The 15,255-nt window shown below is 73.1% G+C and carries 15 protein-coding genes; 7 read left to right on the top strand and 8 right to left on the bottom strand.

The annotated features are described in order from the left end of the window. Window position 1 precedes the first annotated feature (1 nt). Entirely contained in the window at window positions 2–604 is a 603-nt protein-coding gene (locus M8542_RS27660) for a hypothetical protein (RefSeq protein ID WP_257923167.1), read from the top strand. A gap of 17 nt (window positions 605–621) precedes the next feature. Beyond that, window positions 622–1,608 (top strand): C40 family peptidase, encoded by a 987-nt coding sequence (locus tag M8542_RS27665; protein WP_443642361.1) that lies wholly within the window; start codon window positions 622–624, stop codon window positions 1,606–1,608. A gap of 2,250 nt (window positions 1,609–3,858) precedes the next feature. Here the strand turns inward: M8542_RS27665 and M8542_RS27675 are convergent. Continuing rightward, complete coding sequence (locus M8542_RS27675) at window positions 3,859–4,395, bottom strand: hypothetical protein (RefSeq protein ID WP_257923224.1); 537 nt, start codon at window positions 4,393–4,395, stop codon at window positions 3,859–3,861. Window positions 4,396–4,759: 364 nt separating this feature from the next. On the opposite strand from M8542_RS27675, the gene M8542_RS27680 reads away from it, so the two are divergent. Then, window positions 4,760–4,942 carry a hypothetical protein gene (locus tag M8542_RS27680; protein ID WP_257923169.1) on the top strand — a complete coding sequence of 61 codons (183 nt, stop codon included), beginning with the start codon at window positions 4,760–4,762 and terminating at the stop codon, window positions 4,940–4,942. Here M8542_RS27680 and M8542_RS27685 read toward each other — a convergent pair. Continuing rightward, entirely contained in the window at window positions 4,939–5,883 is a 945-nt protein-coding gene (locus M8542_RS27685; protein ID WP_257923170.1) for an ATP-binding protein, read from the bottom strand. The genes M8542_RS27680 and M8542_RS27685 overlap by 4 nt on opposite strands. 129 nt (window positions 5,884–6,012) lie before the next feature. Here M8542_RS27685 and M8542_RS27690 point away from each other — a divergent pair, with 129 nt between their 5' ends. Beyond that, on the top strand, window positions 6,013–7,419 hold the full coding sequence (locus M8542_RS27690; protein WP_257923171.1) for an RNB domain-containing ribonuclease: 1,407 nt from the start codon (window positions 6,013–6,015) through the stop codon (window positions 7,417–7,419). Next, complete coding sequence (locus tag M8542_RS27695) at window positions 7,416–8,186, top strand: helical backbone metal receptor (protein ID WP_257923172.1); 771 nt, start codon at window positions 7,416–7,418, stop codon at window positions 8,184–8,186. Before M8542_RS27690 ends, M8542_RS27695 begins: the two co-directional genes overlap by 4 nt. On the opposite strand, the gene M8542_RS27700 is transcribed toward M8542_RS27695, so the two are convergent. The 4 genes from M8542_RS27700 to gabT are packed head-to-tail and all read right to left on the bottom strand — an operon-like array spanning window position 8,119 to window position 11,771. Continuing rightward, the gene (locus M8542_RS27700) at window positions 8,119–8,451 is read right to left on the bottom strand and encodes a hypothetical protein (RefSeq protein ID WP_257923173.1); all 333 of its coding nucleotides are present in this window, start codon (window positions 8,449–8,451) and stop codon (window positions 8,119–8,121) included. The genes M8542_RS27695 and M8542_RS27700 overlap by 68 nt on opposite strands. Window positions 8,452–8,476: 25 nt before the next feature. Beyond that, window positions 8,477–8,986: a hypothetical protein gene (locus tag M8542_RS27705; protein WP_257923174.1), complete on the bottom strand. Its 510-nt coding sequence runs from the start codon at window positions 8,984–8,986 to the stop codon at window positions 8,477–8,479. Window positions 8,987–8,991: 5 nt separating this feature from the next. Then, window positions 8,992–10,419, bottom strand: a complete 1,428-nt coding sequence (locus M8542_RS27710; protein ID WP_257923175.1) for an aldehyde dehydrogenase family protein — start codon at window positions 10,417–10,419, stop codon at window positions 8,992–8,994. Further along, window positions 10,416–11,771, bottom strand: a complete 1,356-nt coding sequence (gene gabT, locus M8542_RS27715; protein WP_257923176.1) for a 4-aminobutyrate--2-oxoglutarate transaminase — start codon at window positions 11,769–11,771, stop codon at window positions 10,416–10,418. Before gabT ends, M8542_RS27710 begins: the two co-directional genes overlap by 4 nt. Before the next feature lie 102 nt (window positions 11,772–11,873). On the opposite strand from gabT, the gene M8542_RS27720 reads away from it, so the two are divergent. Both M8542_RS27720 and M8542_RS27725 read left to right on the top strand, forming a co-directional pair. After that, window positions 11,874–13,313: a PucR family transcriptional regulator gene (locus M8542_RS27720; RefSeq protein WP_257923177.1), complete on the top strand. Its 1,440-nt coding sequence runs from the start codon at window positions 11,874–11,876 to the stop codon at window positions 13,311–13,313. Window positions 13,314–13,386: 73 nt separating this feature from the next. Next, window positions 13,387–13,725, top strand: coding sequence for a hypothetical protein (locus M8542_RS27725; protein ID WP_257923178.1), 339 nt, complete (start codon window positions 13,387–13,389; stop codon window positions 13,723–13,725). On the opposite strand, the gene M8542_RS27730 is transcribed toward M8542_RS27725, so the two are convergent. After that, window positions 13,722–14,429 carry a cache domain-containing protein gene (locus tag M8542_RS27730; RefSeq protein WP_257923179.1) on the bottom strand — a complete coding sequence of 236 codons (708 nt, stop codon included), beginning with the start codon at window positions 14,427–14,429 and terminating at the stop codon, window positions 13,722–13,724. The two genes, M8542_RS27725 and M8542_RS27730, sit on opposite strands and share 4 nt — an antisense overlap. Window positions 14,430–14,462: 33 nt before the next feature. Next, entirely contained in the window at window positions 14,463–15,197 is a 735-nt protein-coding gene (locus M8542_RS27735; RefSeq protein ID WP_257923180.1) for a FadR/GntR family transcriptional regulator, read from the bottom strand. Window positions 15,198–15,255: the final 58 nt, after the last annotated feature.

Genomic DNA, 15,255 nt, shown 5'->3' on the forward strand with positions numbered 1-15,255 from the left:
GATGCCGATCCGCACCAACCGCGGCCGCGCCGCGGTCTACCGCCGCCTGTGGGGCTGGCCGCTGCGCTCGCCGCGCCACCTGATGGGCACGCTGGTCTTCCTGGCGATCCTGGTCACCGCGCTCGGCATCGTGCTGCCGAAGGTGGTCGGCAAGCCGCAGGCCAAGGCGGCGCCGGTGACCCCGGGCACGACGACGTCGGTCACGGCGACCCCGCCCGGGGTCGCCGCGCCGGTGCCGACGTCGAACCTGCCGACGCGGCTGTCCGCGCCGCTGGCCACCCCGACCTCCACGGCGCCGAACGCCGACGCGGTCCGCGTCGCCAAGAGCTGGGCCGCGGCCTGGGTCGACCACCCGGCGGGCATCACCTCCGAGCAGTGGCTGGCCAAGCTCAAGCCGTACACGACCGAGGAGTACCTGCCGGTGATGGCGTCGGTCGACCCGGCGAACATCCCGGCGACGAAGGTCACCGGTGAGCCGGTCGTCGGCACGTCCTACACCAGCTCGGTGCAGCTGACCATCCCGACCGACGGGCCGAAGCTGGCCATCACGGTGGTGAACACGAACGCCGGCTGGCGCGTCGCCGACTACGACCAGGCGAGCTGACCGTGCGGCGGCTGGGGTTGTGGCTGGGACTGATCGCGTTCGTCGCGATCGGCGCCCTGGTCGCGACCGCCATCGCCGCCAAGGTCGTGCTGGACAACCAGCAGGCGCAGGCCCGCGGCGTGTCGCTGATGAGCTGCGACGCCTCGGTCGGACCGACCCAGCCGGGCCAGGGCGACCGCGGCACGGTCGACGCGTCCAAGCTCGACGACGAGCAGCGCGGCATCGTCGCGCTCATCATCTCGATCGGCAAGCAGCGGACGCTGGCGCCGCGCGCGTGGCAGGTCGCGATCCAGGCCGGGATGACCGAGTCGGGCCTGCACAACCTGACCTACGGCGACCGCGACTCCCTCGGCATCTTCCAGATGCGCCCGTCGATGGGCTGGGGCTCGGTCGAGCAGGTCACCAACCCGAACTACGAGGTCAACAAGTTCTACGACGTCCTGCTGGCGGTGCCGGACTGGGAGAACCGCCGCCCGGGCGACGCCGCCCAGGCCGTGGAGCGGTCGGGTTTCCCGGACCGCTACCACAAGTGGGAGCCGATGGCGGCGACGCTGGTGCAGAACGTCGGCCAGGTCGTCGACGTCGTCGCCTGCGGGCAGGGGCTGGGCCAGCTGCTGCCGCCGAGCCAGGCCGCGGCGAAGGCGATCAGTTTCGCGCTGGGTGAGCAGGGGAAGCCGTACGTGTGGGGCGCGACCGGCCCGAACGCGTACGACTGCTCGGGCCTGATGCTGCGCGCGTACGAGTCGGCGGGGATCATCCTGCCGCGAGTCTCGCGTGACCAGTACCACGCCGGCGCGTTGCTGCCGGTGCGGGACGCGCAGCCCGGTGACCTGATCTTCCTGTCCACCGATCCGTCGGACCCGAACAGCATCCACCACGTGATGATGTACCTGGGTGACGGCAAGGTCGTCGAGGCCCAGCAGACGGGCGTCCCGGTGCACACGCGGGCGTTCTCGTTCGACGAGCACGAAGTCGTGCCGCAGGCGGTCCGCCCCGGCGTTTAGCATGGGTCGCGAGGGCCTTGACACGAATCGGCCGATTCACCCGACGTCGCGGCGCTTCCACGAGCAGGTGGCCGCGTACTGGCAGAGGATGAGCACGTGGGACGCAAATTCGGCAAGCGAGGCAAAGCCGGCCAGGACCCGGCGGAGCTGTTCGGCGCGCCACAGCCGCCGCGGCAGTCGGCGCGCCCCGCGTCCAGCACGCCGCTGGCCGACCAGCTGAGCCAGGGCTACCCCGGCGTCGACCAGGGGTATGTGGTGCTACCCCGGTCGCTGGCCGAGGGGATGTCGCTGCCGTGGCAGCACCAGATGGCGGCGTTGCTGGCCCAGTTCCACGCGGAGCACGCGGCGCTGGCGTGGCCGATCTACCGGGTGGTGCCCTCGCGTTACGAAAGGCTGGCGGACCTCGACGAGGAGCAGCTCGCGGAGGCGGGCTACCTGGTGGAGATGGACGCGGACGGCGAGATGGTCTACCGCGAGCGCAGCGGCCGCAAGGTGGAGGACCCCCTGGACACGACGGTCCTGGTGTCATCCCTGGACCCGATCCCGAAGCCGGCGGCCCGGCCGGTGCCGCCGCCGCCGGGAGCCCGGCCTGGTCAGGCGCCGGCCCCGATGAACATCGGCCCGGCACCGGTGTGGCGGACGGTCCCGCAGCCGCCGCCGGCCGCGCCGGAGCCGGGTTTGAGTACTGCGTGGAGTCAGGGGGAGGGACGTCATTCGGCTCCGTCGGGGCGTCGCGAGGCGGTTCATCCGGTCGCGCCCGATTTCCAGGCCGGGCCGGTCACCCAGCCACAGGGGGTTGTGGTGCCGCCGGGGACTGCTCGGTCTGCGGCAGCGGGGCGGCCGGAGTCTGCCGAGGTGGAGTCGGGTGTAGGCGCGGCCGGCCTGTCTGCTGAGGTTGAGCCTGGGGTCGCTGAGCAGCCGCAGTTCGAGGCGGGGGTAGCAGGCGGTCCGCAGGAGTCTGCTGAGGTGCCGATGGCGGAGCCTGGCGTTGCTGAGTCGCCGCGCGGCGCCTTGGAGCCTGATGGTTGGTCGCAGGGAGCCGCCATTGTGGAGCCGCAGCCGGCTGGCGGTTTGGAGCCGTCGCGGCCTGCGGTTGCTGAGGAGCCGGGTCTCTCGGGCGGTGGGCCTGGTGTGGCTGAGGCGGCGCCCGCTGGGGGGCCGGGTGTTCCAGAGCCTGTGAGTGGCGCGCAGGTCGGGAATGTGGAGCTGTCGCAGGCTGCCGGCGCGGAGCCGCAGTTCGCTGCTGGGGAATCGCTGCAGGCTGGTGCCGCGGAGCCGTCGCAGGCCGAGGGCGTGGAGCGGTCGCAGGCTGCCGGCGCGGAGCCGCAGTTCGCTGGTGGGGAATCGCCGCAGGCTGGTGCCGCGGAGCCGTCGCAGGCCGAGGGCGTGGAGCGGTCGCAGCCCGTTGCAGGAGGGGCGCACGAGCCTGCCGCCGTGGAGGCGCCGCAGCCCGCGGCTGTGGAGCCGTCGCGGTTCGCTGGTGGGGGCTCGCGGGACGCCGCTGGTGTGGAGTTGTCGCGGCCTGAGGCTGCGGGGCAGCCGCAGGCCGGGGATGTGGAGCCGTCGGTGCCCGCCGCCGCGGAGCCGTTGCTGCGCGCTGGTGGAGAGCCGGAGGAGGTCGCTGCTTCGGAGCAGCCGGGCACCGGGGGTGTGCAGCCTGCGGCTGAGGAATTGCCGCGGCCTGATGGTGCGGCTGCTGCCCAGCCTGGGGATGTGCAGCTGCCGGAGGCTGCGGAGCCGTCGCAGCGCGCTTCAGAGGAGCCCGAGCCGCAGTTACCTGCCGATGTGCGTGCGTCGGAACTCGGTGCCCGTGAGTCGCAGGAGCCTGCTGGTGGGGAGTCGGTGCAGCCTGGTGTTGCGGAGCTGCGGGAGTCTGCTGCCGCGGAGTTGTCGCAGCCTGCGGTGACGCAGCAGCCTGCTGATGAGCCGACCTCGGAACCTGGTGCTGCGGCGCCTCCGCAACCTGCGGGGGCTCAGCCCGAAGCGTCGGCCGCGCAGCCGCCCCACGAGCAGGCGCCATCTGCTGCGCAGCCGCAGGTGCCGGTTGTGTCGCCGCCCCAACTGCCCGGTGCCGTCCAGCAGTCGCCTGTCATGCCGTCGGAGGTTGCTCCGTTGCCGCAGGGGGGACCTGCCCAGTCGGAGCAGGTCCAGTCGTCGCAGGCGCCGTCCGGTCAGTCGCCGCAGCCAGGTGTGCCGGCGGCCCAGTACGGGCAGCCCACCCAGCCGCCGCAGATGCAGCCTGCCCAGCCGTCACAGCCCGGTCAGCCGCAGTCTGCCGCGCAGAACCGGCCCGGTCAGCCGCAGCAGCCGGTCGAGCAATCGCAACCGGTCGAGCCGCAGCAGCCTGCCGCGCAGATCCAGTCCGGTCAGCCGCAGGAGCCGGTAGAGCTGTCGCAGCCCGGTCAGCAGCAGTCTGCCGCGCAGACCCAGCCTGGCCAGCCGCAGCAGGCGGTCGAGCCGTCGCAGCCGGTCCAGTCGCCGCAGGCGGCCGAGGCGTCGCAGCCGGTCCAGCCGCTGCAGTCTGCCGCGCAGGTCCAGTCCGGTCAGCCACAACGGCCGGTCGAGCCGTCGCAACCGGTCGAGCCGCAGTCTGCCGCGCAGATCCAGTCCGGTCAGCCGCAGCAGCCGGCCAAGGCGTCGCAACCGGTCCAGCCGCAGCAGCCTGCCGCGCAGACCCAGCCCAGCCAGCCACAACGGCCCGCCGAGCCGTCGCAGCAGCCCGCCCAGCCACACCCGCAGGCCCAGCCCCCAGCCCCACCGTGGAGCCAGCCCAACCAGACGCCACAACCAACCCAGAACACCCGCCCCAAACCAGTCTTCCCCGGCCCGGAATCAACCCCCCACCCCCTCCCGACCCGCCACGCGGCCCCGGCCCGCCCGGTCTTCCCGGGCCCCGGCACCACCCCCGCCCCGGCGCCGAACGCCCGCCCCGTCTTCCCGGGCCGGGACACCCCGCTCCCGCAACCCTCCAAACCGGACCAGGAACCCGCCACCCCACCCCGCGGCACCCCGCGCGGCTGGTTCGACGAGTTCCCCGAGAACCAGGAAGCCACCGAAGGACCGCAGGACTTCGGCCCGACCGGGCAGCCGACCGAGATCCCCTACCGGTACAAGCGCTGACAGGCGGGCCCGGGGGTGCGAACCTAAGACCATGGCGAAAGATCCGAACCCCGACCAGGGCTGGTACTACAACACTCGCACCAACGAGGTCGAGCACCTCGAGCGCAGCCGCGGCATCGACCTGCTCGGGCCGTACCCGGACGAGGCCACCGCCCGGCGGGCGCTCGACATCGCCCGGGAACGCACCCGGCAAGCCGACGCCGAGGACGACTAGACCGACAACCCCGGGCCCAGCACGAACTCCGGGTCGACCTGGGACGCCAGGTCGGCTCCGGCCCACGCCCGGGCGTTGCGCAGGTGGAACTCCACCGCTTGCCGCTGGTAGCGCGCCCAGTCGCGCTGCTCCGCGTCCACCGCCGCCCGCATCGACCGCAACGTCGCGAGGTTGCGGGGCTCCAGCTCGGTGATCGGGCGGGCCCTGCCGCGCTCCGCCGCCCGCACGTGCCCCGACGCCGACAGCCAGCCCAGCAACGCGCCGCCGACCTGCTCCTGCAGGAACTCGACGTCCTCCGCGTCCGTCACCTTGTTGCCCACCACCACGAGCCGCACGCCGAAGTCGCGGGCGTAGTCCGCGTACTGGCGGTACACGCCCACGCTGCGGACTGTCGGCTCGCACACCAGGAACGTCACGTCGAACCGCGTGAACAGCCCCGACGCGAACGCGTCCGCGCCCGCCGTCATGTCCATCACGACGTACTCGCCCTCGACGTCCACCAGGTGGTTCAGCAGCAGCTCGGCCGCGCCCACCTTCGAGTGGTAGCACTTGACACCCAGGTCGTCCTCGTCGAACTGGCCGGTGACGCCGAGGCGCACGCCGCCCAGCTGCCGGAAGCAACTGTCGAACACCGGGTTGTCCTCGAACGGCCGCACCAGCCGGGATCCGCGGCCCGGCGGCGTCGTCTTGATCATCGACGCCGCGTCCGCGATCCGCGGGTTGTCGCCGCGCAGGTAGTCCTTGATGAGGGCCATGTTGTCGCCGAGCGTCGGCCAGGCCAGGGCTTCCTCTTCGGTCGCGCCGAGCGCCACCGCGAGGTGCTGGTTGATGTCGGCGTCGATGGCCAGCACCGGCGCGCCGGCGTCGGCGAGCGACGCGACGAACAGGGACGACAACGTCGTCTTGCCGCTGCCGCCCTTGCCGACGAACGCGATCTTCACGGGAGAAACCCTTCCTGAGAATGAAGACGGTTTTCATTATTGCGCGCCCAACGTACACCCGACCGGCCCGCGCCCGATCGGGCGATCATCGGCCCCTCGGAGGGTTAGGGTTGGGGGGTGCCTCCCCTCGTGATCAGGACACACTCGGCGGGCGGGGACTTCGGCCCCCTGCGTGCCGAGTTTTCGCTGCCGGAGTCGTTCGGGCCCGAGGTGCTGGCCGAGGCGGAGGCGGCGGTCCTCGACCCCCTCGCCAGCGCCGGCCCGCGCGAGGACGCGACGGACCTCCCGTTCGTCACCATCGACCCGCCGGGCTCCAAGGACCTCGACCAGGCGATGGTCGTCGAGAAGACGGCGCACGGCTTCCGCGTGCAGTACGCGATCGCCGACCTCGCCGCGTTCGTCCCGCCCGGCGGCGCGCTGGACCGCGAATCCCGCTCGCGCGGGCAGACGCTCTACCTGCCCGACGGCAACGTCCCGCTGCACCCGCCGGTGCTCTCCGAAGGCGCGGCAAGCCTGCTGCCGGGCGAAATCCGGCCCGCGGTGCTCTGGACCATCGAGACCGACGACGCCGGCGTGCTGACCTCGACGCGGGTGCGCCGCGCACTGGTCCGGTCCACCGAGCAGTTCGACTACGAGACCGTCCAGGCCGCCCTCGACGCGGGGAACCCGCACCCGTCGGTGGCCGCGCTGCCGGAGCTCGGCCGGCGGCGGCGCGAGCTGGCCGTGCGGCGCGGCGCCGTCGAACTGCAGCTCCCGGAGCAGGAGATCAGCGGCGACCCGGACGGCGGCTGGGTGCTCGCCCGCCGCCCGCGCACCGCCGTCGACGCGTGGAACGCCGAGATCTCGCTGCTCACCGGGATGGCGGCGGCGCGGATCATGATCGACGCGCGGGTCGGCGTCCTGCGCACGCTGCCCGACCCCGAACCCGACGCCGTCGACTGGCTGCGCCGTTCGGCCGAAGCGCTCGGCATCGCGTGGGCGCCGGAAACGACCGTTTCGGAGTTCCTGTCCCGGCTGGACCCGGGCCAGCCGGCGTCGATGGCGCTCTACGCCGACACCACGCGGCTGCTGCGTGGCGCGGGCTACACGGCGTTCGACGGCGAACTGCCGGCGCTCACCACGCACGCCGGGATCGGCGGCGCGTACGCGCACGTCACGGCGCCGATCCGGCGGCTGGTCGACCGGTTCGCGACGGAGATCTGCCTCGCCGTGTCGGCCGGGCGCGAGGTCCCGGAGTGGGTGCGGGCGGCGCTCGCGGACGTCCCGGACCGCATGATGGCGTCCGACACGCTCGCCGCGAAGGTCGAGCGGGCCTGCATCGACCAGGTCGAGGCGTGGGTGCTGGCCGAGCACATCGGCGGCGAGTTCAGCGCGGTGGTGCTGCGCGCGGACGAGAACAAGGCGGAGATCCTGGTCGAGGACCCGACGGTGATGGCGAAGTGCGCGGGGGAGAAGCTGACCGCGGGGGAGCGGATCGGGGTCCGGCTGACCGCGGTGGACGTCGAGAAGCGGAAGGTGTCGTTCGAACGCGCATGACTCTGGTCGACGATCTCGGGGAGCCGGTGCCGGTGCGCGGCCCGGTTTCGCGCGTGGTGTCGCTGGTGCCGTCGCTGACCGAGGCGGTCGAGGTCAGCGCACCCGGCCGGCTCGCCGGCGCGACGGACTACTGCACGCACCCGGCCGCGCTGGACGTCCCGCGGGTCGGCGGGTCGAAGTACCCGAAGCTCGACCGCGTGCTGGACCTGGCGCCCGACCTGGTGCTGGCCAACTCGGAGGAGAACCGCCCGGAGGACGTGGAACGCCTGCGCGCCAACGGGATACCGGTCTGGGTGATGGCGGCGTCGGCGACGGTCCCGGCGGCGCTGGGCTCGCTGCGGCGGATCCTCACCCAGGCGTACGAGCTGGCGGAGCCGGACTGGCTCGTGACGGCGGAGGAGGTCTGGCGCGAGGTCCGGCCGGCGCGGTTCCACGCGGTGGTGCCGGTGTGGCGTAAGCCGTGGATCGTCGTGGGCCGCGAGACGTTCGCGGGTGACGTCCTGCGCCGGGTCGGCGTGGCGAACGTCTACGCGGACTCGGCGGAGCGGTACCCGCGACCGGACGTCGAGGAGCTGCGGGCGCACCTGCGCGCGGACGCGGACCTGCTGGTGCTGCCGGACGAGCCGTACTTGTTCACCGAGGAGGACGGTCCGGACCACTTCCCGGACGCGCGGCACGTGCTGGTCTCGGGGCGGCACCTCACCTGGTACGGACCTTCGCTGGTCGACGCGCACGCCGCGTTGACGGAGGCGCTGGCGGGGCTGTGAAGTCGAAGCCGCGGGCGAGCGCGGCGCGGACGGCTTCGGCGACTTCGGCGGGCCGGATCGGCTCGGTTTGCCTGTGCAGCCAGTTGTCCGGCCGCGGCCGCCCCGTGTCGACGACGAGGGTGGCGCCGGGCCGCTCGGCGAGTTCGACCGCGAAGGTCATCGCGGCGCCTAGCCCCTGCGAGTAGGTCGGCTTGGGCCGGACCGACCAGCGGTAGCCGGCGCCGTCGACCGTGATGAGCCGCGAACCCTTGCGCGCCAACGTCATGGACTGAACCTACGCCGGGGCCGGGTCATCGGCGATCGAGTTTCCGCAGCCAGGCTTCGAGGCGGTCGAAGTGCTCGCCGGTCAGGCCGGTGTGCGCGTCGACCGGGATCAGCTCTGTCGGGATGTCCGCCCGGCGCTCGAGAAAGCGCCGCCGGGCGTCCGGGAACAGGTCGAAGTCGTCGTCGAACCAGGCCAGGGGGCGGCCCGCCGCGAAACGGGCCACCGGGCCGAACTTCCACGTCGGCTGCGGCCCGGCGAACTCGACCACCGGCAGCGGCGGCAGCCCGATCGCCGGGCCGACCTGGCGGTTCGCCCGGTGCTCCCAGCTGGTCGCCCAGGCCAGTTCCGCGTCGGCGGAAGCGGCCAGGGCGAGCAGCGTGGGGCCGTGCGAGGGGTTCAGCCAGATCCGCAACCGCTTGCGGCTCCACCGGGAGAGCCGCAGCGGGTGCTCGACGTAGCCGGCGGGCTTCGCGTGGCGGGGCGCCGCCCACGGGCTCAGCGGGCCGTCGACGTCGAGCAGGATCAGCGGTCTCACATGGCTTACAGCGTCAAACCCGTCAACACCGTTACCCGCTCCTCGGTGAAGTCCGCCATCGCCGACGCCGGGCCCTCGCGGCCGACACCCGAGTCCTTCACCCCGCCGTAGGGCATCTGGTCCGCGCGGAAGCTCGGCACGTCGCCCACGAGCACCCCGCCCACGCGAAGCGCCGCCGACACCTCGAACGCCGTCGGCAGGTCGCGGGTGAACACGCCCGCCTGCAGGCCGAACCGCGACGCGTTGATCCGCTCCACACCCTCGGCCACCGACGACACCCGGACCAGCGAAACCACCGGCCCGAACACCTCCTCGGCCATCACCGACGCGTCTTCGGGGACGTCCGCCAGCACCGTCGGCTCCACCGTGGCGCCCGATCGCCCGCCGCCGGCCAGCAGACGAGCGCCCGACGACACCGCCGCGGAAACCCACGACTCGACCCGTGAAGCAGCGTCGACGTTGATCAGCGGGCCGACGTCCACGCCGTCCGCGCGCGGGTCGCCCGTGCGCAGCGAAGCGACCTGCTCGACGACCTTCGAAGCCAAAGCGTCGTAAACGGAAGAGTGCACGTACACCCGCTGCACCGAGATGCACGACTGCCCCGCCTGGTACATCGCGAACGTCGCGATCCGCTGGGCCGCGAAGTCGAGGTCCGTCCAATCGGGACAGACCAGCACCGCGCCGTTGCCGCCCAGTTCCAAGGCCACGTGCTTGCGCGGGACGCGATCGCGGATCGCCCAGCCGACCGGGACCGAGCCGGTGAACGACACCACCGGCAGGCGCGGGTCCTCGACGAGGCGGGACGACGTCTCGTTGTCCACCGGCAGGATCGACCACGAACCCGCCGGGAGATCGGTGGCAGCCAGGATCTCACCCAGCAGCAACGCCGTCAGCGGCGTCGCCGGCGCGGGCTTGAGCACGATCGGCGCGCCCACCGCGATCGCCGGCGCCACCTTGTGCGCCACCAGGTTCAGCGGGAAGTTGAACGGCGTGATGCCCAGCACCGGCCCGCGCGGGACGCGCCGGACCAGCGCCAGCCTGCCGGTGCCGCCCGGGTCGGTGTCGAGGCGCTGCAGCTCGCCCGAGAAGCGGCGCGCTTCCTCGGCGGCCCAGCGGAACGTCGACACCGCGCGCCCGACCTCGCCGCGCGCCCACTTCAGCGGCTTGCCCGACTCGGCCGTGATCAGTTGTGCGATCTCCTCGGACCGCTCACCCAACGCCCGGGACACGTGGTCCAACGCCCCGGCGCGGACGTGCGCGGGCAGCGTCGCGAACTCGTCGGCGACGTCGTGCGCGGCCTGCACCGCGGCCTCGACGTCCGAAGCCGACGGCACGAAGTGCGACCCGGCCGAGGAGCCGTCGAAGGAGTGGCGGACGTCGACCGAAGAACCGCCGGTCACCGGCTTTCCGGCGACCCAGAAGGGGAAAGTCATGCGCGAGCCTCCGTGCGGACAGCGTGCTCGAGGACCGAGAGGCCCTCGTCGAGCAGGTCGTTGGACAGGGACAGGGGCGGCAGCAGCCGGACGACGTTGCCGTAGGTGCCGCAGGTCAGCACCACCACGCCGGCCCGGTGGCAGGCCGCCGCGACGCGCTTGGTGAGGTCGGCGTCCGGCTCCGAAGTCCCCGGGCGGACGAACTCCGCCGCCAGCATCGCGCCGCGCCCGCGGACGTCACCGAGCACGCCGGTCTCGGCGGCCAGCGCCCGCAGCCGCGGCAGCACAGCGTTCTCGATGCGCTTCGCCGACGAAGCCAGGTCTTCCGACTTCATCGTCTCGATCGACCCCAAGGCGGCCGCGCAGGCGATCGGGTTGCCGCCGTACGTGCCGCCGAGGCCACCCGGCCCGACCGCGTCGAGGAGGGAAGCGCGGCCGGTGACCGCCGAGAGCGGCAGGCCGCCGGCGATGCCCTTGGCCGTGGCGATCAGATCGGGGACGACGTCCTCGTCCGAGGAAGCGAACCAGGAACCGGTGCGGCAGAAGCCCGTCTGGACTTCGTCGGCGACGAACACGACGCCGTTTTCCCTACACCACGCCGAAATCGCGGGCAGGAAGCCGCGTGCCGGCTCGATGAAGCCGCCCTCGCCCTGGATCGGCTCGAGCACCACCGCGGCGACCTGGTCGCCGCCGATCTGCTTCTCGATCCGGTCGATGGCCAGCGCGGCGGCTTCGGGGCCGGACAGACCGTCGCGGTACGGGTACGAGCCCGGCACGCGGTAGACCTCGGGCGCGAACGGGCCGAAGCCGTGCTTGTAGGGCACCGACTTCGCGGTCATGCCCATGGTCAGGTTGGTGCGGCCGTGGTAGGCGTGGTCGAACACGACGACGGCCTGGCGCCCGGTCGCGACGCGCGCGATCTTCACCGCGTTCTCGACGGCTTCGGCGCCGGAGTTGAACAGGACCGACTTCTTCGCGTGGTCGCCCGGCGTCAGCTCGGCCAGCGCCTCGCAGACCTCGACGTACCCCTCGTACGGCGCGACCATGAAGCAGGTGTGGGCGAACCGGCCGGCCTGCTCGCGGACGCGGTCGACGACGGCCGGCGCGGAGTGCCCGACGTTGGTCACCGCGATGCCGGAGCCGAAGTCGATCAGGACATTGTCGTCGGCGTCGGTGAGCAGGCCGCCGCTCGCCGAGGTGACGTAGACGGGCAGCACCGAGCTGACCCCGGCGGCGACGGCGTTCGCGCGGCGCTCCTGCAGCTCGCGCGAGACGGGGCCGGGGATCTCGGTGCGCAGCCTGCGCTGCCGGGGCGCCGGGGCCTGCGGCTCGGCGGTGGTGCTTGCGGTCACGGCGTGCTCCTGGGGAAGTCGGTGGACGTCCTCAGGATGAGCGGTTACCGGACGGTCGTCAGCTGGACGTTCCGGCTATTTCGAAGCGTATGGTTGGCCGTTATGGCACTCACGCTGGCCGGACTGGCCGCCGAGCGCCCGCTCGGGCTGCGGGTGCTGACCGGCGAAGACCTCCTCGATCGCCCGATCGGGTGGGTGCACCCGACCGAGCTGACCGACCCGCAGGCGTTCCTCGAGGGCGGTGAGCTGCTGCTGACGACCGGCCTGGCCCTGGACGAGGAGACGGCGCCGGCCTACGTCCGCCGGCTGGTCGAGGCGGGGGTGGCCGGGCTCGGCTTCGGCGTCGGGCTGAGCCACGACGCGGTCCCGCGCGCCCTCGTGGCGACCGCGGCCGAGGTGGGGCTGCCGGTGCTGGAGGTGCCGAAGAAGACGCCGTTCATCGCGATCACCCGCGCGGTTTCGCGGGCGGTGGCGGCGGACGAGTACGCGACGACGGTCCGCATCGGCAAGGCCCAGCAGGAGCTGACCCGCACGGCGGTCGGCAAGGGCGGCCCGGCGGGGGTGCTGCGGAAGCTGGCGAAGCTCGTCGACGGCTGGGTGCTGCTGCTCGAACGCACCACGGTCATCGAGGCCGCCCCGGCCGGCGCCCGCGCGTACGCCCCCGCGCTGCGGGAGGAGCTGGAGCGCCTCCGCGCCGGCACCCGGGTCTTCGCGCTCGACGGCGACGAGGTCGTGCTGCAGACCCTCGACACCAGCGCGCGCCGGGTGCTCGCCGTCGGCGCTTCGCTCGACACTGCCGGGCGGCACATCGTCAACACCGCGGTGTCGGTCCTTTCCCTGGCGCTGGAACAGGATCGTGCGCAGGCCGCGGCGCGGGAGGCGTTGCGGACCGGGCTGCTGGAGCTGCTGGTGGGTGGCCAGGCCGAACTCGCGCTGCGGGTGCTGGCCGAAGCCGGTGGCGCGCCACCGCGTGCGCCGTGGTCGGTGCTGGTGTTCGCCGGCCCGCCCGCCGCCCGGCGCAAGCTGCTCGGCGCGCTGGAGAGCGAGCCCGTGTTCGCGGCGCGGCGTGGTTCTTCGGTGGTGGCGGTCGGTCCGGTCGACCCGGCGGCGGAGGCGGCGGCGCGGATCGGCGGCCTGCACGGCGGGGTGGCGGGCCCGGTGTCCACAACGGACTTCGCGGCCGGCCTGGCGCAGGCGGAGCTGGCGGCCGAGGCCGCGCTGACGGAGGACAAGGCCCTCGTCTCGGCGGCGGAGCACACCGCCCGCGGGCTGCTTTCGCTGATCGAACCCGCGGTGGCGCAAGCGTTTGCGCGTGGCGTGCTCACCCCGCTGCGCGAGCACGACGAGAACGGCCGCGGTGACCTGGAGACGTCGTTGCGCTGCTGGCTGGAGCACCACGGGCACTGGGATGTGGCGGCGACGCGGCTGGGCGTGCACCGGCACACGCTGCGGAACCGGATCCGGAAGGCGGCGGAGCTGCTGGGCCGGGACCTGGACTCGCCGGGCGTGCGGGCGGAGCTGTGGGTGGCGCTGCAGGCTTGAGCAACGTCGGCACCGCGCCGGGCGTCCCCTTCACGTGGCCTACAAACGCGCGGCACTCATAGCCCTCGGGGTCGTGCTCCTCGCTGGGGGCGGTCTCGCGTTCCTGCCCTGGACGGCCAACCACTTCGGCTACGCCCTGCCCGGCGACCACGGATTGCCGTACCGCATCCACCACGCCGGCCGCGACTACCGCAGCTACGCCACCTGCGCCGGCGCGGGCTGGTGCCACGACGAGCCGTACTGCGTGCCGGGGAACAACGTCGCCATGACGGCGGTCGACGAGGTCGGCACCTGGTTCGGCCCGTCGCACGTCGTCTACACCGCCGAGCGGCCCGACGGCCTTCCGCTGGGCCTTCTCGTCCAAGCCGGGCCGGACTGCTACGTCGGCTACTCGCTGATGGGCGGGCCCTAGTCCCCGGTCACCAGCACGATCGGTGAGTCACCACACCGCCGCAACGACGGCCCGGGTTCCGCGCCCGACGACCACCACGCCGGGACGTCGGCCTCCCGCACCAGCGAGCCCGTCGGCTGCCGGACGCTGTTGGCCACGATCACCCGCCCCTGCGCGTTCAGCAACGCCGCTCCGCGGCCCAGCGACCGCAACCGGGGACGCACCGCCCGCTCGAACTCGCGCACGTAGACGTCCGCTCCCACGACACCCGCGAAAGAACCCCCGCGGGACACCGGAATCGTGAACGTCAGCGTGTACTCGTCGGTGCACAGGTAATCCACGTACGGCCCGTTGATGTGCCGCCGGCCGGTGTCGCGGGGGACCGTGAACCACGACTGGCGCGTGTAGTCCAGGAAGTTCTCGCTGCCCGGGTCCAGGCTGATGAACAGCTGCGACGGCGGCGAACCGGCCGTCCACCACTCGAAGCCGAACTCCGAATCGGCCAGCACCCGCGGCGCGCTGACGAAGCCCGCGCCGATGACCAAACCGCCGAGGGCCTCGATGACCTGCGGGCGGATCCGGTGCAGCGCCGCCGCCGCCGGGGTCTCGGCCAGCACCGACTCGGCGGCCGCCAGCAGGGGCTTGAGTCGCTCGAAAACGCCTTCCACCAACGCCGAAACCTGCTCGACGACCTCGTCGCCGACGGGCGTGCGGGTGTCGTTCACGGTCCTCACCTCGATGCGCGGTTGGGGCGAATCCTACGGGGCGAGCAAGCCGAGGTGCACGTCCGCGAGCCGGTCGAGGGCGCCCAGGATGTGTTCCTCGGTGAGCTTGCGGGCCAGCTCGCCGTCGGCGGCGTCGATCGCGGCGGTGATCGCGGCGTGCTCCTCGTGGGAGTGCGCCCCGGGGTCGAGCGGCAGCCACAGCAGCCCGCCGCGCTCGCTCTGCAGGTGGAGCTCTTCGTGCGTGAGCCGCGGCGACTGCGCGGCCGCGGCGACCTCCAGGTGGAACTGCCGCTCCGCCCGCGTGACGTCGGGGCCGTGCGCCGTCCGGAGGTCTTCGGTCGCCAGCCGCAGCCGGGCGACGTCTTCGGGTGAGCTGCGCTCGGCGGCGAGCTTCGCGGCGGCCCCGGCGATCGCCAGGTAGTGGTCGCCGACGTCGCGCAGGTCCGAGAGCGACACCTCGCGCAGCCGCGAGCGCCACGCGTCCGGCGGCGGGTTGGCCGGCGCGCGCACGAAGCTGCCGCCGCTGCGCCCCCGCCGGGTCTCGACCAGCCCCTGCTGCCGCAACGCCACGAGCGCTTCCCGGACCGTCACGGTCGAGACGCCGAACTGCGCGCTCAAGTCGGCTTCGCTCGGCAGCTGCTCCTCGTCGGCGAGCAGGCCGAGCGTGATGGCGTCGGCCAGCCGCGCCGCCACCGCTTCCGCCCGGCCGACCTGGCCGAGCGGCGCGAACATGGCGGACCGCGCGCTGTGCGACATGCCCTTGCGCATCGTGACCCTTCACCGGTCGGCGTACCCGTTCGCACCAATCTTGCCTGATCCTCTTGTC

The organism is Amycolatopsis iheyensis (assembly GCF_024703995.1).
Taxonomy (GTDB): domain Bacteria; phylum Actinomycetota; class Actinomycetes; order Mycobacteriales; family Pseudonocardiaceae; genus Amycolatopsis; species Amycolatopsis iheyensis.